Raw genomic sequence first — 21,603 nt, 5'->3', positions numbered from 1 at the left:
GCTCATTGCGCGTGCACGTGGACGGTGCGGCCCACGTCGTCGAGCATCTCGCGCAGGACGTCGTAGTCGGGGTGGCGCATCCGCACGTAGGCGTTGGCCCAGTACCCCGCCTCGACCGGCTGCGTCGGCGTACCGGGGGGCGGCAGGTGCGCGTCGATCACCCACTCCCCCACGCGCGCCTGCGCCTCGTCGACGCCCGAGTAGCCGCTGATGCGCCCGTCGCGGTCGGGGCGCAGTGCGACGATGCCGGTGGCGAACCTCCGGGACGGCCGGGTGGCGACGTGCCCGTGGACCACCGCGTTCGCCCACTCCCGGTAGATGTCGATGTCGTTCCCGGCGGAGTAGAGGTCCCACGCGCCCACGCCGGGCGGCCGGCACCCGATCTCGGAGAACCGCAGGCCCTTGGGCCCGAAGAACCACTCCATGTGCGTGGGGCTCGTGCCGATCCCGAGTGCGGTGTTCACGCGGGCGCCCAGTTCGCGCAGCTCCTCGTAGTCCGGCACGGTGTCGACCCGGTTGGTCGAGACGAACTGCGGGGAGATCCACCGCGTGCGCATCGCCTCGAGGACGTTCGGGTAGTAGTGCGAGACGAAGTCCAGCGAGGCCTGTCCGTCGATCGACAACGTGTCGTAGAAGCCCTCGTGGCCCTCCACGAACTCCTCGACCGCGATCGACTCGACGCCCTGGCCGCCGAACCGGCCGAGTGCGGCGTCCAGTCCCGCGCGGTCGTCGACCCGGGTGGTGTCGAGCGCACCCGCCCCCGTGCGCGGCTTGAGGATGATCGGATAGCCGACGGCGTCGACGAATGCGTGCACCTCGTCGGCGCTGGTGACGGCGGCCGAGGCGGCCGTGGGGACACCGGCGGCGCGCAACGCCTCCTTCATCGACGGCTTGTCCCGGCACAGCCACGCCGTGCGCACCGAGGTGCCGGGGATCGTGCAGTTCTCCCTGGCCTGCGCGGCGGCGAGCGTGTGCGCCTCGATCGTCGCCTCGAGCCGGTCGACCCACACCTTGTCCTGGATCCAGCGGACGGCGTCGGTCAGGACGCCTGCGTCCACCACGGTCGGCACCTGGTGGTAGTGGGCCATCCAGCCCTTGAGCTCGTCGTCCAGCTCGTCGACGTGGCGCTCCCCCACGCCGATCACCGTGGCTCCGACGACGGCCAACGCGCGCACGAAGTGCCGCTGGGTGGGCGGGAACGCCGGCTCGACGTAGACCACGTTCACCCCGATGAGGGTAACTTCCCAGGATGGCCGTCGCTGCTTTCGTCGCGCCGTACCTGATGCCGGCCACCGTGCGGTTCGTCGCCGCCGCGGCGCAGATCCCCGACGTCCGGCTCGGGGTGATCACCACCGTGCCGGCCGAGCACGTACCGCCGGAGCTCGCCCGCCACCTGGCGGCGCACTGGCGCGTGGACGACCCGCTCGACCCGCGCCAGATCGTCGAAGCCACCCAGGGGCTGTCCGGCCAGATCGGGCGGGTGGAGCGGCTGGTCGGGGCCCTCGAACAGCTGCAGGTTCCGCTCGCGTACGCCCGCGAGGCCCTCGGCATCCCCGGGATGGACGTCGAGACCGCGTTCAACGTGCGCGACAAGTCCCGGATGAAGCAGGTGCTGCGCGCCGCCGGCGTCCCCTGCGCCCGCCACCAGCTCGTCACCGACCCCGCCGATGCGCTCGCGTTCGCCGACGCCGTGGGCTTCCCGCTGGTCGCCAAGCCGCCTGCCGGTGCGGGCGCGCAGGCCACCTACCGGCTCGACGACGCCGCGGCGCTGCGCAGCTGGCTCGCGACAGCCCCGCCGCGCGCGGACGCACCGGGCCTGCTCGAGGAGTTCCTGGTCGGCGACGAGCACACGTTCGACAGCGTCACGATCGGCGGCCGCACCGTGTGGGCGTCGATCTCGGACTACGTGCCACCCCCGCTGGACGTGCTGCGCAACCCCTGGATCCAGTGGACGGTGCTGCTGCCCCGCGAGCTGGACGACCCGCGCTACGACGGGATCGCCGGCATCGGGCCCGCCGCGCTGCGCGCGCTCGGCGTGCGCGACGGCCTGACCCACATGGAGTGGTTCCGCCGCCCCGACGGTTCGGTCGCGGTGTCCGAGGTGGGTGCCCGGCCGCCGGGGGCGCAGATCTCATCGATGCTCGGGTACGTCCACGACGTGGACTTCTACCGCCTCTGGACCGAGCTCGTGATCCTCGACCGCTTCGACCCGCCCGAGCGCAGGTACGCCGCGGGCACCGCCTACCTGAGAGGCCAGGGACGCGGGCGCGTGCGCGCGGTGCACGGGGTCGACGAGCTGCAGCGCCGCATCGGGCACCTCGTCGTGGAGGCGCGGCTGCCCGAACCGGGCCAGCCTGCGGCGTCGGGCTACGAGGGCGAGGGGTACGTGACCGTCCGGCATCCCGAGACGGACGTGGTGCGCGACGCCCTGCGGCAGATCGTCGAGGGCATCCGGATCGAGATGGTGGAGGTGCAATGACCACCGTCGTGATGCTCTCGCCGGGCTTCCCCGCGGAGATGGCCTACTTCACCCGGGCGCTGGCGTCGTCGGGGGCACGGGTGATCGGGGTCGGCGACCAGCCACCGTCCGCGCTGCCCGCGGCGGCCCGCGACGCGTTGGCGCACTACGAGCACGTCTCGCTCGCCGACGAGGGCGCCGTGTTCGCCGCCCTCCACGGCCTCGCCCGGCATGCGCGGTTCGACCAGGTCGAGTGCCTGTGGGAGCCGTACATGATCCTGGCCGCGCGGATCCGGGAGACGTTCGGGCTGCCCGGCATGAGCGTCCTGGAGACGGTCCCGTTCCGCGACAAGGAGCGGATGAAGCAGGTGCTCGACGCCGCCGGGGTCCGCACGCCGCGGCACGTCAGCACGCGGACGGTCAAGGGGGTGTGGGACGCGGCGGAGCGGATCGGCTACCCGATCATCGTCAAGCCGATCGCGGGCGCCGGTTCTGCCGACACCTACCGCGTCGACTCCTCGGCAGAGCTGTCCGAGACGCTGCCGCTGCTGCGGCACGTGCCGGAGGTGAGCGTCGAGGAGTTCGTCGACGGCGAGGAGTTCACCTTCGACACCGTCTGCGCCGACGGGAAGATCCTCTTCGAGAACGTCATGTGGTACCGCCCGCGGCCACTGCAGATGAAGATGCACGAGTGGATCAGCCCGGTCTCGATCGCGCTGCGCGACCTCTCGGTGCCCGATCTGCAGCCCGGGCGCGAGATGGGGGCGCAGGTGCTCGCCGCCCTCGGCTTCCGGACGGGGTTCACGCACATGGAGTGGTACCGCACGGCGTCCGGCGAGGCGGTGTTCGGTGAGATCGCCGCGCGGCCGCCCGGCGCCCGGGTCGTCGACCTGATGAACTACTCCACCGACGGCGACCTCTACGTCGCCTGGGCGGAGGCCGTGCTCCACGGACAACTGCGCACCCCACTGCGCCAGCACTACAACGCGGGCACCATCTTCAAGCGGGCGCAGGGCGCGGGCCGGATCACCCGCATCGAGGGGCTCGACGCGCTGCGCGCCGCCTACGGCGACGACATCGTCCTCGTCGACCTGCTCCCGATCGGCGCCCCGCGCCGCGACTGGCGCGCCCTGCTGATCAGCGACGGCTGGGTCGTCGTCCGGCACCACGAGCTGCAACGGGTGATCGAGATGACCGAACGCTTCGCCTCGGACCTGCGCCTGTACGCCGCGTGAGACCGTCCGCGCAGCCTCGATCGGTCATCGGCGCGAAACCTGCCGGACCGAGTCAATCGCCGAATGCGTCGCAGGCACCGCCCGGCCGTCGCCGACCAAGGGCGAACGGTCGTCGGTCGATCTCCGAATGCGCCCATCCGCCCTTGATCGTGACCGGAGCGCGTCGACCTACTCGGGCGAGATGTTCTGGTTGAGCCGGAAGAGGTTGTGCGGGTCGTACCTGCGTTTGAGCGCCTTGAGCCGGTCGTACTTCGCCGCGCCGTACGCCTGTCGAACGCGCTCCTCGCCCTCGTCCATCAGGAAGTTCACGTAGACACCCGAGTGGTGCGGCGCGAGCGCCGACCAGTACGCGCGCGCCCATTCCCGTTCCGCGTCGAAGCCGTCGGACGTCGTGCTGTTGCCGTTGATGTTGAACGTGAAGCCGGCGGTGCGTCCGTTGAAGGCGGTCCGGTTCTCGTCCGCGCGGGCGACGGCCCCACCCATCTGCCACAGCGCGACGGAGGTGATCGGCGAGACGATCCGGCTGCCGTACTCGGCCATGGTGTCGATCAGGTCGTCGCCGAGCTCTGCGACGTCACATGCCCGGAAGTAGTACCACCAGCCGTGGCGGAAGCTCGGATCGAACATCGACTGGTGCACCAGGTACGGCTTGGGCGCACACAGGTCCAGCACCGGGCGCCCGAACTCCTTCAACGGGCGCAGCACGCGTTCCGCCTCGTCGAGGGGGCCGGTGCAGCAGGCGACGACGGCGATGACGTGCCGGCCGACGACCTCGGCGGGGACGACCGGCAGCGCGGGCGCCCTCCGCTGCACCACGATCGTCATCAGCTCGTCGGGGCAGCCGGCGACCCAGTCGCGGTAGAAGCGCAGGACCTCGGGAGCGTGCTCCATCGCCCAGAAGACCGGGCCTGCGTAGACCTGCGGCCCCACCGGGTGCAGGCGGAACTCGAACTCGGTGACGATCCCGAAGTTCCCGCCACCACCCCGCACCCCCCAGAACAGGTCGGCGTTGCGGGTCTCGCTCGCCGTCACGGACTCGCCGTCGGCGGTGACCATCTCCACCGAGAGCAGGTTGTCGATCGTCAGGCCGTACTTGCGCATGATCCAGCCGATCCCACCGCCCAGGGTGAGCCCGGCGATCCCGGTGTGCGTGACGATCCCGGCCGGTACCGCGAGCCCGTGCGCCTGCGTCTCCCGGTCCAGCTCGCCGAGAAGGACGCCGGCACCGACGCGGGCGGTCCGGGTCGCGGGGTCGACCCGGATCCGCTTCATCGGCGACAGGTCGATGACCATGCCTGCATCGCAGGCGGAGTAGCCCGGGAAGCTGTGCCCGCCGCCCCGGACCGCGACGAGCAGGCCGTGGGTCCTGGCGAAGCCGACCGCCGCCACGACGTCCTCCACGCCGGTGCACCGGGCGATGAGCGCCGGATGCCGGTCGATCGACCCGTTCCAGACCCGTCGGTGCTCGTCGTACGCGGGGTCGTCGGGACCGATCAGCTCGCCGCGGAGGCCGGTTGCGAGCTCCTCGACAGCAGGCCGGTCGAGCCGGACCGACTCGTGGGCCGTTCTCGCCGGGGTCGCCATCCCGGAAGTGTCGACGTCGGCGCCCGCCCTGTCAGGAACATCGGTTCCACCCCAGCTCCTGGGTCAGGTGCTCCGGGTCGACGAGGACGATCCGATCCCGCTCGGTCCGCACCAGTCCGTCGCCGCGCAGCTCCCGCAGCACCCGCACGACGACCTCCCGCACCGTGCCGACCGCGTCCGCCAGCTCCCGCTGGGTGACCGGCGCAGCGAGCTCATGACCCCCCGCGCACTCGCTCGCCCGCTCCGAGGCGAGGTCGAGCAGGTGCCGTGCCACCCGCTGCCGCATCGTCGCGAACGCGCCGCCCGCGATCTCGTGGACGAAGTTCAGGGCTCGTTCACTCTGCTCGGCGAGCAGCGCCCTGGCCACCCGCACGTCTCGTTCGACGGCGGTGCGCGCCACCCTCGGAGAGAGCCGCAGCACATCCGCGTCGACGAGCGCCTGGATCGTCGCGGGCAGCGTGAACCCCGCCGAGAACAGCGACATCACGCCGATCAACGCGCCGGACCGGCAGTACCGGATGGTCATCGTCCGGCCGTCGGGCGCGGTCACGAACACCCGCACGACGCCGGACACGACCAGCTCGATGTGCGGGGCGCCCTCGCCCTCCCGGTGCGTGACCGCTCCTGCCGGGACCTTCGACCTGACCGCTCCCGCCACCAGGTCGGCGAGGACCGGCGGCGGCAGCCCACGCAAGTGGGACATCGCGATGGCGCGGCGTACGTCAGCGTCCACGACTCCACCCGACGATCGGCCCGGGAGCCCGGTCAGTGTGCGTAGCTCGGCGAGACGAGCTACGAGGGTAGCGCCGACGAGGCCCCCTTCTCGTCCCGCACCCACAGCCCGACGAGGCCGCGGAAGTGCGCGATGAACCGGTCGTGCTCCTCCGGCGGGTAGGTGCTCCGGACGGTCTCGACGAGCAGGTCGTCGAAGTCCTGGCTGTCGACCCACGCCAGCACGACCTCGCCGACGTGGGCCATCCGGCTCTCGCAGAAGTCGAGGTAGCGGTCGGTCTCGAAGTACTCGTCCGCAAGCTTGCGGTACCCCGCGAGCTTCTCCTGGTACGACAGGTCCTGCCGGTCCGCGATCGCGAAGTAGTTCGCCATGCTCAGGTCGAGGCGCGGCTTGCGCCCCGTGACGAGCGAGAACACCGACCAGCGCACCAGCGCCGTCATGGCCCAGGGGAAGTAGTAGTGCAGTGACGTCAGCGCCACGTCCGGGCAGGCGTTGGCGTAGTCGATCGGGTACACCTCGGTCCCGGAGATCAGGTTCTCGCAGGAGTTGAACTCCCACCGGAAGAACGCGTTGATCAGCCGCGAGATCGTCACGACCTCGTCACCGACCTCGGGGTCGAGGAACTCGTAGGTCACCTCGTAGCGGTCGTGCATCGGCAGCTCGGGCCGGAACTTCATCACCATCGTCTCCGCGCCGATGGTGAGGGACCGGGCGAACACGTCGTAGCCCTCCACCGCCTTCTGCAGGTGCATGAGCCGCTGGCCGGACGAGTCGTAGGCGGCGCGCAGGTCGGCCGGGTCGGTGATGCGGGTGACGCCGACCCAGGCCCCGCCGTCGTAGGGCTTCATGAACAGCGGATAGCCCATGCGCTCGGCGATGGCCTCGAGGTCGAACGGCTTGTTGTAGCGGTTCGCGGTGTAGGCGAACTTGGCGTGGTCGGGCGGGTCCTTGAACGGCACGAGGACGGTGTCGGGCACCTTGAGCCCGAGCCGCATCATCGCGCAGTACGCGGCGTGCTTCTCCATGGACTGGAACGTGAACGGGCTGTTGAGCAGGTACACGTCGTCCATGAGCGCGATCTTCTTCAGCCACTCGCGCGGGACGTAGTACCAGTAGGCCAGCCGGTCGATCACCAGGTCGTAGCGGGGCTTGGCGCGCAGGTCGAACGGCTCGATGGTGATCCGCTCGACGTCGAAGCCGTGCTCCTCGCCCGCCCCCGCGCGCACCGGGCCCATCCGGCGCACGATCGTCTCGAAGGCGGTGGGCCAGTCCTCCTCGGTTCCGAGCAGCAGCCCGATCAGGTGTCGGTTCAACGGCCCCTCCTCCTCGCTAGCCACTAGGTCGAGCGGTGCAGGTGGTGCGCGAGCTGGCGGCGCCACCACGGCCAGTCGTGCGACACGTCGTGTCCCCACACGTCCAGCTCGTGCGGGATGCCCTTCTCCGCGAGCAGGCCGGCGAGCCGCCGCGTGCTCGCCTCGGCGCCGGTGGTGTCCTCCCACATGCCCTGCCCGACGACGAGCACGAGGTGCACCTGCCCGCGCAGCCACTGCAGGGGGTCGCCGTGCAGGTTGGCGACGTACGCGATCGGGTTCTGGAAGTAGAACGCGTCGCCCTGCTCGCCCCACCCGTACAGGGCGCTCATGTCGTAGTTGCCCGAGAGGCACAGTGCCCGGGGGAACAGGTCGCCGCGGCGGAGCGTGAAGTTCGCGGCGTGGTAGGCACCCATGCTCGGGCCGGTCGTGAGGATCGGGAGCGGCCCGCCGCAGTCCTCGTGGATCCACGGCACGACCTGGTTGACGATCCAGGACTCGTACGCGCCGTGGCGCCGCGCGCGCTCCTCGAGGGGGATCGCCCGGTTCGACCACGACTGCGAGTCGTAGCTGTCGACGCAGTAGAGCTTGATCCGGCCGGCGTCGAGCAGGTCGGCGACGGCATCGACCATGCCGTGCGACTCGAAGTCGCCCGCGCGGCCGGCCTCGGCGGGGAACACGATGACCGGACGCCCCCAGTGGCCGTAGGCCACGACGGAGCCGGAGGAGCCGATCGCAGGCGACCACAGGTCGATGCTGCGCCGCCTCATCCTTCGGGATGGTAGCCGGAGCCCATCTCCGCTGCCCGGTCGACGAGCAGCGGCCCGTGGCTGACCGGGCGCCCGTTGGACGACGCCGGGTCGGCGAGGTGGGCCGGTGGGATGTTCAACAGCTCCACCGCACGCCTGCCTGCGGCGTGCCCCAGGCTCCGGTAGGCCTCGAACTGCTCGTCGGTGAAGATCTGCTGGCTCGTCGAGTGGTTCGGGAACCGGCCGTCGCGCGCCTTGAACGCATGCAGGTCCCAGCTCGCACCGGCCGCGAGCGTCGCCTTGGCGTAGACGAGCCTGCCCTCGCGCCGGTCCGGGTAGTGGATCGTGCCGCGCACGGCCACGTCCGCGCTGCAACCGTCGGCGCCGGGCAGCACGCGGCGGGGGTCCAGGTCGACGTCGGCCGCGAGGTCGCTGCGGGCCAGCGCGATCGCGCGCCCGAGGTCCTGCCCGGCGCCGGTCTGGTCGGCGCTGGCGTCGAAGCACAGCACGTCCGTGCAGCGCCTGCGCAGCAGCTCGACGAGACCGAGGTTCTCCCAGTGGCCGCCGTCGGTCAGGTAGATGAAGCGGCGCTTCAGCGTGAGGGTGCCGAGCGCCTCCCGCAGGACGTACAGCGCGCCGGGCTCCCGCCAGCCGTCGACGATCGACCTGCGGATCCGCTCGAGTCTGCCGCGCGCCGGCGCCCGATCGACGTTCCAGCACGGGTGCGTCGGGTTCGGGATCCACACCCCGAGCCGGATGTTCGTGAGCGCCATCAGGAAGCGCAGCGGCGGGTAGGTGAACCGCCCCATCAGCGGGGACAGTGCCGCCCCGGACACCGCCATGATCGACGGGAGGGTCAGTTCGGTCCCGAGGGGGCCGTTGCCCTTCTCGAACCGGGAGGTCTCCGGGTAGCCGAACCGCGGCCCGCCGCAGGTGTCGTGCTCGAACGTGAACGACTCCGCGAACCGCCCCACCGGCACCTCGTCGCTCGTCGCGTTGACCGCGCAGCACACGACGAGCCGGGGCAGCCGTTCGCCGCGGTCCGCCAGCTTCTCGCCGATCTTGGAGAAGTCGAGGCGCTCCTGGTAGGGCAGCGGGTCGGCGATCACCTCACCGAACTCGTCGCGGCTGCGTCGCAGGGCGAACGCGTTGTTGAGCCGCTCGCGGTAGAACAGGTGCAGCGAGTAGCGCCGGTTGTGGACGGTGATCCCCATGACGACCACCACGGCCAGCGCCACGCCGACCGCGACGCCGTCGGACGCCGACTGGACGCCCCGTCGCGCGGTGTACTCGAGCGCCGAGAGCAGGGGCACCAGCAGCAGGCCTGCGCCACCGAGCGCCGACAGGACCAGCATCAGCCTCCGGGCCCGGAGCCTGCGGCTGAGCACGAGCGCCGCGACGGCCACCGCGAGCGTCAGCAACAGCCATCCCACCGCGATGACGATCCTCCCGCGCGTCGTGTCGAAAGCCGTGGGCGCTTCACCGAGGCCCCGTTCGAGCACGAACCGGGACACCGTCCCGTACGCCTGCGCCATGGCGGGCAGCACCAGGAGGACGGCGGCGAGACCGGCGACGGCGAGCGCGCGGGCCGCGATCGGCTCGGTCTTGGACTTGCCGTAGCCGCTGACGCCGTACCGCCCGTCGCGCAGCCTGCGCACGACCACCAGCACCACCGCCGTCGCGACGCACCCGGCGATCACCAGGAGCAGGCCGCGCAGCAGTCCGGACGGCGGTAGCGCGAGCCCGTCGAGTCGCAGGTCGGCGAGCTCGATGCCCTGCACGTTCACCAGCCAGCCCACGCACCGGCCGATGATGAACGCGCTGAGCAGGAACGGGAGGTAGTTCAGCACGAACCCGCTGAGCACGCTCGCCCCGAGCCAGACCCGCCCGACGTAGCCGGGGGCGAGGTAGTTGGTGGATCTGCGCAGGTAGCTCTCCTCCGGCGAGCCGTGCGCCCACATCGGCTTCCGTTCTCGCAGCCGGGATCGGCGTACGCGTGCGAGATGGTGAGGGCGCTCGCGATGTAGTTGCCGCCGGAGACCGCGGCCAGGTACTCCGCGTTGGCGAGCACCCGCTGCTCCCGGAGCGCCTGCAGAGCGCCGAGGTTGAAGGCGGCGGACCGGATCCCGCCACCGGAGAGCGCGATACCGATGCGCCGGCCGACCGGTGCCGGTGCGCGGTACTCGTCCTCGGTGCTGCGCGCCGGTGTGCTGGAACGGGGTGCGAGTGCCATGTCAGCTCCGTCCCGACGCGGCCGCGTAGCCGAGCCGGGCCCGGTAGTCCCCGTCGCGGGGGTCGGATCCGTACGGATAGGTCGGCTTCACGACGGTGGACCGGTTCCGGAGTGCCGAGCGCTCGAACAGGTACCGCGTGAACAGCGGGTGGAAGCACAGCTCGTCGGCGTCTTCCTGGGCGTTCAGCGGCGCGTCGAACGTGTACTGGAAGTGCGCCTTGTGGTAGCGCGTCGTCTCGTCGACCTTGACGCCGATGACGCCGAGGGTGAAGAGCATCTCGACGAAGTCGTCGAAGTCGCTCCCGGTGACCGCCCTGATGCCTTCCTGGTTGAACACCCGGCGCAGGTTCCTCGCCGCGAAGCAGACGTCGAGGCGGTGGGCGAGGCGCTTGATCGCCTCCGGGGCGGACGGGTGGGTCGCCCGGTGCGCGGCGAAGATCCCTTTGAGGACGATGCCCTCGGCGGCGCGGGTCCCCACCCGCACCGCCTCCTGCGTCACCGCCCACGGGGCAGAGTCCGGTACCGGCGCGGTGAACACGCTGTTCAGGACCTCGATCAGGTGCCGGGGCAGGAGCTGGGTGTGGCGGAGGAGGTAGGCGAGCGGATCCTCCTCGGCTCCGCCGTCACCAACGAGATCGGGTAGCGCGGCGCGCAGGAGCCCCACATCGGGCTCGTCGGCGCCCGACGCGCACGCGGCGAGCGTCTCGAACTCACGCGGGTGGTGGGTCTGCAGGAACAGCCGGTAGCGGGTGCCGGCGAGGTGCAGCAGCTCCGGGCGGTCCAGTAGATGGTCAGGTAGTTGCCCGCGAAGTCCTTCTCGGGGTTGGCCGAGACCCGGTGGATCTGGTCCCACAGCTCCGACGGGAGGCAGAGCTGCAGGCCGAACGGCCGGCCGCTGCCGTGGTGGGTGACGGCCAGCCCGACCGCGTGGAACAGACCGGCGAGCACCTCCTCGAGCTCGAAGATCCGCGCGTGCAGGTCCTCGAGGTTGTCCATCACGATCGTCAGCCGCTCGGGCCTGCGGGCCATGAGCGCGCGCAGCGCCGGACGGACGCGGCCGAAGGCGATCCCGCCGCGTTCCATCCCGTCGACGAGCTCACGCACCCCCCGCACCGACGGGTCCTCGATCCGGCGTTGGAGCTCGGCGAGGAACCGCTCGACCACCGACGTGGCATCCGAACGGCAGTACGGCGGGGCCGCGAGGTAGTCCCACATCACCTGCAGCTCGTCCGGCGGATCGTCCGACACCGCGGTGTCGCACGCGTGGAACAGCGCGACGTGGTCGAAGAGCGCCAACCAGATCTCGGCCGCCTGCGGGACGAACAGCGGGCTGCGGCGCACCTGGCGGTAGTGGTTCAGTACCGCCACCATCTCGGCGTAGACCGTGGCGGTGCGCAGCATCACCTGCTTATGACCACGGTCACTGGCAGCGCCCCGCAGGAACGTCGTCTTCCCGGCGCCCTTGCGCCCGATGATGTACGTCGGGCGAGACCCCGCGGACACCTGCGCGTAGATGAGGTTGCTGCGGTCGAACAGCTTGGCGAGCGCCGCCTCTCCCGAGTCGACCGCTTCCGGGTCGAGAGCTCCCCCGTCGACGACGGTCTCCGTGGCGCGCGGTCCGAACGGCTCGCGCGGGGTCAGGATGTGGCCGAGCAGCCGGTTGGTCTGGTCCTCGTCTACCCGCCGCGCCATGGCGCCTCCTCGACGACCCACCCGGACCACGCCGTCCGGCCCCACATCGGAGAGGGCGGCGCCCGAGCCGCAGATACGCGCATCCGGGCGGAGGCGGGCACGGGCGCGCGACCGGCACGGCGGCCGCTCCCGTGCTCGCGGTCACCGGCGTGCGGTGGCGGGGCCCCCGGGCTCAGGCGGCCCAATAGTCGGGACGCCAGCGCTGCCACAGCCGCTCGACCAGAGGTGCCAGGAACAACAGCAGCAGCGCCAGGTACCGGACACCGGGGACGAACGCGGCCACCAGGAGCGCCAGCGCGAGCAGGGCGGTCATGCTCCCCGCACCGCCGACGAGCCGGCCGCGGATCGCAACGCTGAGCGCCGTGAGGCAGGCGCTGCTGGCCAGGATCGAGCCGATGTAGAGCACGGCCGTGAACCAGTCCTCGCCGTAGCCACCGATCATCTCCGTGGGGAACGGCAGCACGACGATCGTCAGCAGCCACAGCATGTTCAGCCCGACGACGCGGCGGGACGCGGTGGTCACCCCGTCGAAGAGCCGGTGGTGCGCCGACCACAGCCGGGCGATCACCGCGAAGCTGAGCAGGAAGCTGAAGAACTGGCCGAGGTTGCCCGTGATCACCTCGGTGGCGCTCCGCCCGGCGTCCACCGCCTCGCCGACCGCGTCCACCAGCGGCAGCACCAGCAGCGTGATCGCGATCGCGACCACGGCGTCGGTGAAGAACACGAGCCGCTCGGCCCCACCGGGCTCGGTCACGGGACCAACGTAGCCGCATCGCGGGTGGCAGGCGCCTGGTTCACGTGCTCGAATGGGTCGATCGACCGCCCGAGGCACGGCAGGTGGGCCATGACCGCATCGGCAACCCAGGACGACCGCACGTTCGTCATCGTCGGCGCGAGCCTGGCCGGCGCGAAGGCGGCGGAGACGCTGCGGGAGGAGGGCTTCGCGGGGCGGGTGGTGCTCGTCGGCGAGGAGCCCGAGCCCCCGTACGAGCGGCCCCCGCTGTCGAAGGGCTACCTGCTGGGCAGCGACGAGCGGTCCACGGCGTTCGTGCACGACCGCCCCTGGTACGACAAGCAGGGCATCGAGCTGCGCACCGGGGTGCGGGCCGAGTCGCTCGATCCCGGGGCCCACTCCGTCACGCTCGACACCGGGGAGCGGCTGGCCTACGACAAGCTGCTGCTCACCACGGGATCGGTGATACGCAGGCTGCAGGTGCCAGGGGCCGACCTGGAGGGCGTCCACTACCTGCGCCGCATCGAGCACTCCGACGCGCTGCGCGGCGTGCTCGTCGAGGGCGCGCGGGTGGTCGTCGTCGGCGCCGGCTGGATCGGCCTGGAGGTCGCGGCCGCGGCCCGGACGCACGGCGCCGCGGTCACCCTCGTCGAGATCGACGCGCTGCCGTTGCGACGGGTGCTCGGCGACGAGGTCGCCCAGGTGTTCGCCGACCTGCACACCGAGCGCGGGGTGGACCTGCGGCTCGGCACCGGCGTGCGCGAGATCGTCGGTGAGGGTGGTCGCGTCGCGTCGGTGACGCTCGACGACGGCTCGTCCGTGCCCGCCGACGCGGTGGTCGTCGGCGTCGGCATCACCCCGGCGGTCGAGCTGGCGCAGGCCGCCGGACTCGCGGTCGACGACGGCGTGCTCGTCGACGCGGCGCTCCGGACGTCGGACCCGGACGTCTACGCCGCAGGCGACGTGGCCAACGCCGACAACCCGCTGCTCCACCGCCGCGTCCGGGTCGAGCACTGGTCCAACGCGCTCAACGGCGGTCCTGCGGCGGCGCGCTCGATGCTCGGCCAGGATGTCGGGTACGACCGCGTGCCGTACTTCTTCACCGACCAGTACGACCTCGGCATGGAGTACACGGGCCACGCCGAGCCGGGCGGCTACGACCAGGTGGTGTTCCGCGGCGACGTCCCGGGCCGGGAGTTCATCGCCTTCTGGCTCGCCGACGGGCGCGTGCTGGCCGGGATGAACGTCAACATCTGGGACGTCGCCGAGGACATCGAGCGGATCGTCCGCTCCGGCGCTCGGATCGACCCCGCCCGGCTGGCCGACCCGGCCGTCCCCCTCAGCGACCTGTAGTTCACCGGGTGCTCCTGCGCACCGTCGCGGCCCATTCGGCCGGGCCGCCCGGTGCCCGCTCGCCGAGTGCGATCAGGGCACAGCTGCGGCCCTGGTCGAAGAGCGACTGGGCGATCGTGGTGAGGCCCTCGCGCTCGGCGTCCGGGTCGTCGTCCCATCCGGCGACCGCGACGTCGTCGGGCACGTGGAGCCCCCGGCGGCGGGCGGCGTCGAGGACGGCGAAGGCGAGCTGGTCACCCATCGCCACCACCGCGTCGGGGTCGCAGGAGTCGAACAGCTCGTCGGCCATGGCCGCGGCCTCGCTGCGGTCGTTGCGGGCGACGATGGCGACGGGGAGGAGCTCCGGGTCGAGGCCCGCGTCCCGGCAGTGGTCGTAGACGCCGACGAGGCGGTCGCGGGTGACCGGGAAGTCGACGCGTTGCGGGTCCGGTCCGATCTCCAGCCGCGGCCTGCGGTCGCGGCCGAAGGGCTGGCTGAACACGGCCGGACGGCGGGCCCCGGCGAACGTGCGCGCGGCCAGCTCACGGGCGGAGGCGCGGTTGTCGATGCTGACGACCCGGGCGCCGGGAACGGCGGGCCCGCCGTGGACGGCGACGGGCTTGCCGAGCCCGGTGACGACGGCGAGGACGGGGTCGGAGTCCACCGTGGTCCAGACGATGTAGCCGTCGACGGAAGCCGCCCGCACGCGATCGACGTCGTCGTCGGCACCGGTGGTGGGTATGAGGTTCAGCCCGATCCCGCGCTCCCGGCAGACCTCGGCGACCCCGGCCAGGAAGCGGCGCGCCCCCGGGTCCTCGAAGGCGTACGTGAGGTGCTCACCGAGCACGACACCGATCGCACCGCTGCGGCGGCGGCGCAGCGACCGGGCGGTCGGGTCGGGGCCCTGGTACCCCAGCTCGGCGGCGACCTCCCGGACCCGGCGCAGGGTGGCCGGGGCGACGCGATCCGGCTGGTTGTAGCAGTACGAGACCGTCATCGGCGAGACGCCGGCGTGGCGCGCCACCTCGGCCATGGTCACCCGCGTCGGGTCGGGTATGGACATGGGTGGAGCGTATCTGTGTATCGTTACACAGTGCGTGTTTCCACACCGTCCCGGAGGGGCGTGGCGCTGGGGGCGCTCAGCGCCGCCTGCTTCGTCTCTGTGACCTCGGAGAACCTGCCCGTCGCGCTGCTGCCGGACCTGGCGTCCGGATTCGACGTGTCCGAGCCCGCCGTCGGCCTGCTGGTCACCGGGTACGCGTTCGTCGTCGCGGTCTCGGTGGTGCCGCTGGTCGCCGTGACGGCCCACTGGGACCGGCGGACGGCCGCGGTGGCCACGGTCGCGACGATCACCGCGTCCAACCTGCTGCTCGCCGTCGCGCCGACCTACGGCGTCGCCGTCGCCGCCCGGGTGGTCTCCGCCGTCGGCCACGGGGTGTTCTGGTCGGTCGTCGCACCGATGGCCGCCCGGCTGCTCGGGCCGCAGCAGGCCGGCCGAGCCACCGCCGTGGTCTTCGCGGGGAACTCGCTCGCCTTCCTCTTCGGCCTCCCCCTGACCTCCTGGCTCGGCGCGACGATCGGCTGGCGGCCGGCCGTCCTCACCGTGGCGGGCGCCGCGGCGCTGTCGGCACTGCTGATCCGCGCCACGATCGACCCGCAGCCCGCGGAGGGCTCGACGCCGCAGCGGGGACCAGCGGCCGTGCGGCGCGTCGTGACCGACGGGACCCTCGCCCCCGTCAACGTCGCCACGCTGATCACGGTCTTGGGCCACTGCACGGCGTTCACCTACATCACCGTGATCATCGCCGAGTACGTCCACCTCACCGGCCCCGCCACGTCGGGCCTCCTGCTCGCGCACGGGACGGCAGGCCTGGTCGGCCTCGTCCTGATCGGCCGGCAGGTCGACCGCCGCCCGCAGGCCACCGCGCTGGTCGTCACCGTCGGCCTGACCGCCTGCATGCTCGTGCTTCTCGTCGCCGGGCCGAGCTCCGCAGCCGTCGCGGGGGTCGCCGTCGTGCTGTGGGCCGTGCCGGCAGGCGGACTGTCGGTCGTACTGCAGGCCGCGGTGCTACGCGTCGCCCCGGACCGACCGGATCTCGCGTCCGCCGTCTACATCGTCGCCTACCAGGTCGGCATCGGACTCGGCGCGCTGATCGGCGGCCTCTTCATCGGCCACGGCGCCCTACCCGTCGCGGTGGCCGCGGCGGCGGCGTGCGGACTCGCCGCCACCGCCGTCGTCCGCCGGTCCGCCGCGTTCGGTCCGGTCCGGGCGTCGGGGTGCGGTGGCGCGCGGTGAGCCGGCCGTGGTGGCAGGACGCCGTCGTCTACCAGGTCTATCCGCGTAGCTTCGCCGACACCGATGGCGACGGGATCGGCGACCTGCCCGGCATCGTCCAGCGCCTCCCCCACCTGCGCGCGCTCGGCGTCGACGCGCTGTGGGTCTCGCCGTTCTTCCGTTCGCCGATGGTCGACTTCGGCTACGACATCAGCGATCACACGGCCGTCGACCCGATCTTCGGCACGGACGGCGACGCCGACGCCCTCATCGCCGCGGCCCATGCGCACGGCCTGCGGATCCTGGTGGACATCGTGCTCCCGCACACGAGTGACCAGCACCCGTGGTTCCGGGACGCGGCGTCCTCCCGCACCGCCCCGATGCGCGACTTCTACGTCTGGCGCGACGGGCCGACCCCCGGCCGCCCGCACGGCGGCCCACCGAACAACTGGGCCGCCGGTTTCCCCGCCGGCACCTCCGCCTGGACCTGGCATCCGGGTACGGCGCAGTGGTACCTGCACTCCCACCTGCCCCAGGAACCCGACCTCGACTGGTCCAACCCCGCGGTCCGGGCCGCGCAGCTCGACGTCCTGCACTTCTGGCTGGACCGTGGAGTGGACGGTGTGCGGCTCGACTCGATCAACCGGCTCGGCAAGGACCCCGCCTGCCGGGACAACGTCGACGGCGAACGGCTGCGTCAGCAGGACTGGCCGACGCTGCACGAGTACCTGCGCGAGGTGCGCACCCTCGTCGACTCCTACCCCGGTGTCGCCGCGGTCGGGGAGGTCTGGGAGTTCGACCAGCGCCGGATCCTGCCCTACCTCGCCCCCGACGAGCTGCATCTGGCCCACAACTTCGTGTTCGCCCGGTCGCGGTTCGAGGCCGCGGGGATCAGGCGAACGGTTGAGGAGTTCGCCGACCTCGCCGGCCCGGACACCTGGCCCGCATGGTTCTTCAACAACCACGACGAGCCGCGGGTCGTGAGCCGGTGGTCGACGCCCGGCGACGACGAGGAGACGTGTGCGGCCAGGGCGCGCCTGGCCGCCGTGCTGCTGCTCTCCCTGCGCGGCACGCCCTTCCTCTACCAGGGCGAGGAGCTCGGCCTGCCCGACACCGAACTCCCGCCCGGCATCGGCGGGGACGGCAACGGCCGCGACCCGCAGCGCACGCCGATGCCCTGGGCGCCACCGTCCACGGCCGGTCCGGGCGCCGGATTCACCACCGGGGAACCGTGGCTGCCCGTCGGTGCCGCCGCCGAACGGCTCAACGTCGCATCGGAACTCCGGGACCCGAACTCGATGCTCGCCCTCTACCGCACGCTGCTCACCCTGCGCCGGGAGCGGCCGTCCCTGCACGCCGGGAGCCAGGCGTTCCTCGACGCCCCGCAGGACGTGCTCGCGTACCTCCGCGCGGAAGGCCGGGAACGCTCGCTCGTGATCCTCAACTTCGCCGCGACGACCCGCCGTCTCGACGTCGCACCGCTGCTCGGAGACGGCTCGTCGGCCACTCCCCTGTTGCTGGCCTCGACCAGCGACGCCGCCGGACGTGGACGGCCGTGTCCCACCATCGCACTGGGCGCCTTCAGCGGCGTCGTCCTCGATCCCGGACCGGCTCCGCCCATAGCGAAGTCTTGACTCTCGTCAGCAAAGCGCGATACTTCGTCGCGGGAGGTTCGCCATGGCCAGCGCCCACACGGACCCGTTCTGCCGCGATCATCTGCCGCCCCGCGACCAGTGGCCCGAGCTCACGTTCGAGCTGCCGGAGCTGCGCTACCCGGATCAGCTCAACGCCGCCCGCGAGCTGCTCGCCGGCCCGCCCGGCGAGCGCCCGTGCGTGCGGGGGTCCGGCATCTCGTGGACCTACGCCGAGCTGCGCCACCACGCCGCCCAGGTGGCCGCCGTGCTCACCGAGGACCTCGGCCTCGTGCCGGGCAACCGGGTGCTCCTGCGCGGGCCGAACGAGCCGTGGCAGGTGGCCTGCTGGCTCGGGGTGCTGCTCGCGGGCGGAGTGGCCGTGGCCACCATGCCGATGCTGCGCCGCACCGAGCTGGACACGATCTCCGAGCTCGCCCGGCCGTCGCTCGCCCTCGTCCACCACGACTTCCTCCACGACGTGCCGCCGGACCTGCGCACCGTCGCCTACGGGGGCGACAGCGAGCTCACCGGCATGATTGCCACCCACGACGGCGGCTTCGCGCCGGTGGACACCGCCGCCGACGACGTGGCGCTCCTGGCGTTCACCTCGGGCACCACCGGCCGCCCGAAGGCCACGATGCACTTCCACCGCGACGTCCTCGCGATCGCGGACACGTTCTCCCGGCACGTGGTGCAGATCCGGCCCGCCGACGTGGTGACCGGCACACCGCCGATCGCGTTCACGTTCGGGCTCGGCGGGCTGGTGGTCTTCCCGCTCCGCGCCGGGGCGAGCACGGTGCTGCTGGACCGCGTGACGCCGCCGCAGCTCGCCGACACCGTGGCCGAGGAGGGCGTCACCGTGCTCTTCACGGCGCCCACGGCGTACCGGGCGATCCTCGCGGCCGACAAGGCCGACCGGCTGGCCGGCGTGCGCCGGCTGGTCTCGGCGGGCGAGACGCTGCCCGCGAGCGTGTGGCACGCGATGCACGACGCCACCGGCCTGCGGATCATCGACGGCATCGGGTCCACCGAGATGCTGCACGTGTTCATCTCCGCGGCCGACGACGACATCCGCCCCGGCACCACCGGCCGGGCCGTACCCGGCTACCAGGCCGCCGTGCTCGACGACGACGGCAGGCCGGTGCCCGACGGCACGCCGGGCAACCTCGCCGTGAAGGGCCCCACCGGATGCCGCTACCTGGACGGCGACCGGCAGACCACGTACGTGCGGCACGGCTGGAACTTCACGGGCGACACGTACGTGCGCGACGCCGACGGCTACTTCACCTACCTCGCCCGCAGCGACGACATGATCGTCTCGTCGGGCTACAACATCTCCGGTCCCGAGGTGGAGCAGGCGCTGATCGGGCATCCGGACGTCGTGGACTGCGCGGTGGTGGCCACGCCCGACGAGGAGCGGGGCGCACTCGTCACCGCGTTCGTCGTGCTGCGGGAGGGCGCCGCACCCGACGCGGCGGCACTGCAGGACCACGTGAAGCAGACGATCGCGCCCTACAAGTACCCGCGGCTGGTCGAGTTCGTCACCGAGCTCCCCCGCACGAGCACGGGGAAGCTGCAGCGTTTCGTGCTGCGGGAGAAGGCCGCCGAGCGCACATGACCCGCGGGAACCGGGGGCCCGCCCCCGGCTGGGGGTCTGAGGGCTTGCCCCCGGAAGCACCCGACACCCCGCGAGCACACCTTCCCGGATGGGGTTGGTCGGCGACCGCGGACCGGCTGCACTGACGATCCGCGGCCGCAGGCTCTGGGGCAGGTCGCCCGCCCGGAGGCGCCCGGCACCCGGCACTCGTGGTGGCCGCCGGGGCGGGGTCCGGGCGCGGGCGGGCACAGCTGCGCCTGCGCGGCCCCTACGAGGCCGCGCGACCGCGCTGGGCGTCGTGGGTGCGGCGGGCCATGTCGGCGATCCCGTGGATCACGCACGGCCAGGGGGTGGTGGGCAGGCCCGTGCCGCCCTTCGTGCATGTCCGGCAGCGGCCGGCGCGGTCGGGCACGTGCTGTGCGAGCAGCCGCTGCCACACCTCCACCATCGGCGCCAGCTCGTCGGCGACCCGCTGCTGCTCGGGCATCCCGTCGTCGACGTCGGCGGGGCGCGCGCCCTGGAGCGGCGCCGCGACCTCGACCGTCCGGGACGGCACGCCTGCGCCCTGGACGGCGGCCCGCGCCCGATCGAATGCGACTCCGCCCACGCGCCCCGAACCGTGGCTCGCCCCCCAGGAGTAACTCATGCCGCTCCCCCGTTCGCTGCCGGCGCGCACCCGGGTGGGTGGCGCTTGTCGCACCTGATCGTGGCCTGCCTAACTTGCATCCGCAAGTGCCAGTGCATGAGCATCTGCACGTGCAACTCGCTTTCACAGAGAACTACGAGACCGTGCAGTGGCGCAAGAGCACGGCGAGCAACCCCAGCGGAAACTGCGTCGAACTGGCAGAACTCGCCGGTGGGGACGTCGCGCTCCGCAACTCACGCTTCCCGGCTGGCCCGGTGCTCGTCGGCTCCCGGGCCGCCGTAGCCGCCTTCGTCCGCGCCGCGAGGAGCGGGGAACTCGACGACCTGGCCTGCTGAACGAGCATTTTGCGCACGCTTGCCGTACGTGCCGATGCACGGCAGAGTGAGTGTGCTCACTACAGTGCGCATGCACGTGAACGCGACCAAGACACACTCCCGGGGGAACCTGATGATCGTCGTGCCCGACGACGCGGAGGCCGGGTCGTTCGACCAGTCCGCTCTCGACCGTGCCGGCGGTCGCGCTCCGAAGGGAGCGCCGACAGGCCCCACCGTGCTGCGCATCGGGCTCGGTGGGGCGCTGCGACGCAAGCGTGAGGCCGCGGGGGTCACCCGCGACCGCGCGGGCGAGGCGATCCGAGCCTCGCCCGCGAAGATCAGCCGACTCGAGCTGGGACGCGTCGGGTTCAAGGAACGCGACGTCGCGGACCTGCTCACCTGCTACGGCGTGCGTGACCCCGCCGAGCGGCAGCAGTTCCTCGACCTCGCCCGGCAGGCCAACACGCCGGGCTGGTGGCATCGCTACTCCGACCTGCTGCCGAGCTGGTTCGAGACCTACCTCGGGCTCGAGCAGGCCGCGTCGGTCATCCGCAACTACGAGCTCCAGTTCGTCCCCGGGCTGCTGCAGACGCGCGACTACGCGCGTGCCGTCACGATGCTCGGCCACACCGACCCGGTGGAGGTCGAGCGCCGCGTCGAGCTGAGGATGCAGCGTCAGGCGCTGCTCACGGGCCCCAACGCGCCCACGCTGTGGGCGGTGGTCGACGAGGCCGCCCTGCGGCGCTCCCTGATGGGCCCCCAGCAGAGCCGGGACCAGCTCACGCACCTGATCGAGATGAACGAGCTGCCCAACATCTCGCTGCAGGTGGCGCCGTTCTCCTACGGCGGCCACGCCGCGGCGGGCGGGCCGTTCGCGATCCTGCGCTTCGCCGAGCCGGACCTGCCCGACATCGTCTACCTGGAGCAGCTCACGAGCGCCCTCTACCTGGACAAGCGCTCCGACGTGGAGCACTACGCCGCGGTGATGGACCGGCTGTGCGCACAGGTGGAGCAGCCGGAGCGCACCGAGGAGATCCTCACCCGGATCCGTGCGGAAATTTGACACCGCGATCTGAGC

19 protein-coding genes are annotated in these 21,603 nt (G+C 72.1%); 8 read left to right on the top strand and 11 right to left on the bottom strand.

The features are described 5' to 3' along the window. Window positions 1-2: 2 nt before the first annotated feature. On the bottom strand, window positions 3-1,226 hold the full coding sequence (locus FHX44_RS35215; protein ID WP_147259719.1) for an ATP-binding protein: 1,224 nt from the start codon (window positions 1,224-1,226) through the stop codon (window positions 3-5). A gap of 23 nt (window positions 1,227-1,249) precedes the next feature. Between FHX44_RS35215 and FHX44_RS35210 the strand changes: the two genes are divergently transcribed. Next, entirely contained in the window at window positions 1,250-2,479 is a 1,230-nt protein-coding gene (locus FHX44_RS35210) for a hypothetical protein (RefSeq protein WP_147259718.1), read from the top strand. After that, window positions 2,476-3,693: an ATP-grasp domain-containing protein gene (locus tag FHX44_RS35205; protein ID WP_147259717.1), complete on the top strand. Its 1,218-nt coding sequence runs from the start codon at window positions 2,476-2,478 to the stop codon at window positions 3,691-3,693. Before FHX44_RS35210 ends, FHX44_RS35205 begins: the two co-directional genes overlap by 4 nt. Before the next feature lie 168 nt (window positions 3,694-3,861). On the opposite strand, the gene FHX44_RS35200 is transcribed toward FHX44_RS35205, so the two are convergent. The 8 genes from FHX44_RS35200 to FHX44_RS35160 form a co-directional block, all read right to left on the bottom strand. Further along, complete coding sequence (locus tag FHX44_RS35200) at window positions 3,862-5,277, bottom strand: FAD-binding oxidoreductase (RefSeq protein WP_147259716.1); 1,416 nt, start codon at window positions 5,275-5,277, stop codon at window positions 3,862-3,864. 31 nt (window positions 5,278-5,308) lie between these two features. Further along, window positions 5,309-6,010, bottom strand: coding sequence for a Crp/Fnr family transcriptional regulator (locus FHX44_RS35195; protein ID WP_147259715.1), 702 nt, complete (start codon window positions 6,008-6,010; stop codon window positions 5,309-5,311). Between the two features lie 59 nt (window positions 6,011-6,069). Then, window positions 6,070-7,323 (bottom strand): ATP-grasp domain-containing protein, encoded by a 1,254-nt coding sequence (locus tag FHX44_RS35190; RefSeq protein ID WP_147259714.1) that lies wholly within the window; start codon window positions 7,321-7,323, stop codon window positions 6,070-6,072. A 23-nt stretch (window positions 7,324-7,346) separates the two neighbouring features. Then, window positions 7,347-8,090: an esterase family protein gene (locus FHX44_RS35185; protein ID WP_147259713.1), complete on the bottom strand. Its 744-nt coding sequence runs from the start codon at window positions 8,088-8,090 to the stop codon at window positions 7,347-7,349. Then, window positions 8,087-10,030, bottom strand: coding sequence for a hypothetical protein (locus tag FHX44_RS35180; RefSeq protein ID WP_147259712.1), 1,944 nt, complete (start codon window positions 10,028-10,030; stop codon window positions 8,087-8,089). Before FHX44_RS35180 ends, FHX44_RS35185 begins: the two co-directional genes overlap by 4 nt. A gap of 273 nt (window positions 10,031-10,303) precedes the next feature. After that, window positions 10,304-10,780, bottom strand: a complete 477-nt coding sequence (locus FHX44_RS35170; RefSeq protein ID WP_147259710.1) for a hypothetical protein — start codon at window positions 10,778-10,780, stop codon at window positions 10,304-10,306. Between the two features lie 77 nt (window positions 10,781-10,857). After that, on the bottom strand, window positions 10,858-11,994 hold the full coding sequence (locus FHX44_RS35165) for a hypothetical protein (RefSeq protein WP_147259709.1): 1,137 nt from the start codon (window positions 11,992-11,994) through the stop codon (window positions 10,858-10,860). A gap of 172 nt (window positions 11,995-12,166) precedes the next feature. Beyond that, complete coding sequence (locus tag FHX44_RS35160) at window positions 12,167-12,748, bottom strand: TMEM175 family protein (protein WP_212612792.1); 582 nt, start codon at window positions 12,746-12,748, stop codon at window positions 12,167-12,169. 90 nt (window positions 12,749-12,838) lie between these two features. Here FHX44_RS35160 and FHX44_RS35155 point away from each other — a divergent pair, with 90 nt between their 5' ends. Beyond that, a complete protein-coding gene (locus FHX44_RS35155; RefSeq protein ID WP_147259708.1) occupies window positions 12,839-14,080 on the top strand; it encodes an NAD(P)/FAD-dependent oxidoreductase in 1,242 nt (413 codons plus the stop codon). Between the two features lies 1 nt (window position 14,081). Here FHX44_RS35155 and FHX44_RS35150 read toward each other — a convergent pair whose 3' ends face one another. Further along, a complete protein-coding gene (locus FHX44_RS35150) occupies window positions 14,082-15,122 on the bottom strand; it encodes a LacI family DNA-binding transcriptional regulator (protein WP_246170759.1) in 1,041 nt (346 codons plus the stop codon). A gap of 30 nt (window positions 15,123-15,152) precedes the next feature. Here FHX44_RS35150 and FHX44_RS35145 point away from each other — a divergent pair, with 30 nt between their 5' ends. Genes FHX44_RS35145 through FHX44_RS35135 form a run of 3 tightly spaced genes read left to right on the top strand, consistent with a single transcriptional unit; the run spans window position 15,153 to window position 19,586 of the window. Further along, window positions 15,153-16,355: an MFS transporter gene (locus FHX44_RS35145; protein WP_246170758.1), complete on the top strand. Its 1,203-nt coding sequence runs from the start codon at window positions 15,153-15,155 to the stop codon at window positions 16,353-16,355. Continuing rightward, the gene (locus FHX44_RS35140; protein WP_170309162.1) at window positions 16,352-17,968 is read left to right on the top strand and encodes an alpha-amylase family glycosyl hydrolase; all 1,617 of its coding nucleotides are present in this window, start codon (window positions 16,352-16,354) and stop codon (window positions 17,966-17,968) included. Before FHX44_RS35145 ends, FHX44_RS35140 begins: the two co-directional genes overlap by 4 nt. A gap of 43 nt (window positions 17,969-18,011) precedes the next feature. Further along, window positions 18,012-19,586, top strand: coding sequence for an AMP-binding protein (locus tag FHX44_RS35135; protein ID WP_147259706.1), 1,575 nt, complete (start codon window positions 18,012-18,014; stop codon window positions 19,584-19,586). A 247-nt stretch (window positions 19,587-19,833) separates the two neighbouring features. On the opposite strand, the gene FHX44_RS35130 is transcribed toward FHX44_RS35135, so the two are convergent. Further along, complete coding sequence (locus tag FHX44_RS35130; RefSeq protein WP_170308688.1) at window positions 19,834-20,211, bottom strand: hypothetical protein; 378 nt, start codon at window positions 20,209-20,211, stop codon at window positions 19,834-19,836. Window positions 20,212-20,321: 110 nt separating this feature from the next. Between FHX44_RS35130 and FHX44_RS43570 the strand changes: the two genes are divergently transcribed. Both FHX44_RS43570 and FHX44_RS35120 read left to right on the top strand, forming a co-directional pair. Then, window positions 20,322-20,546 carry a DUF397 domain-containing protein gene (locus FHX44_RS43570; RefSeq protein ID WP_342793316.1) on the top strand — a complete coding sequence of 75 codons (225 nt, stop codon included), beginning with the start codon at window positions 20,322-20,324 and terminating at the stop codon, window positions 20,544-20,546. Window positions 20,547-20,622: 76 nt separating this feature from the next. After that, window positions 20,623-21,588 carry a helix-turn-helix domain-containing protein gene (locus FHX44_RS35120; RefSeq protein ID WP_246170757.1) on the top strand — a complete coding sequence of 322 codons (966 nt, stop codon included), beginning with the start codon at window positions 20,623-20,625 and terminating at the stop codon, window positions 21,586-21,588. Window positions 21,589-21,603: the final 15 nt, after the last annotated feature.

The sequence above is a fragment of the Pseudonocardia hierapolitana genome (assembly GCF_007994075.1).
Classification (GTDB): domain Bacteria; phylum Actinomycetota; class Actinomycetes; order Mycobacteriales; family Pseudonocardiaceae; genus Pseudonocardia; species Pseudonocardia hierapolitana.
Note: the sequence above shows the minus strand (reverse complement) of the source record. Positions and strands in the feature narration are given on the sequence as shown.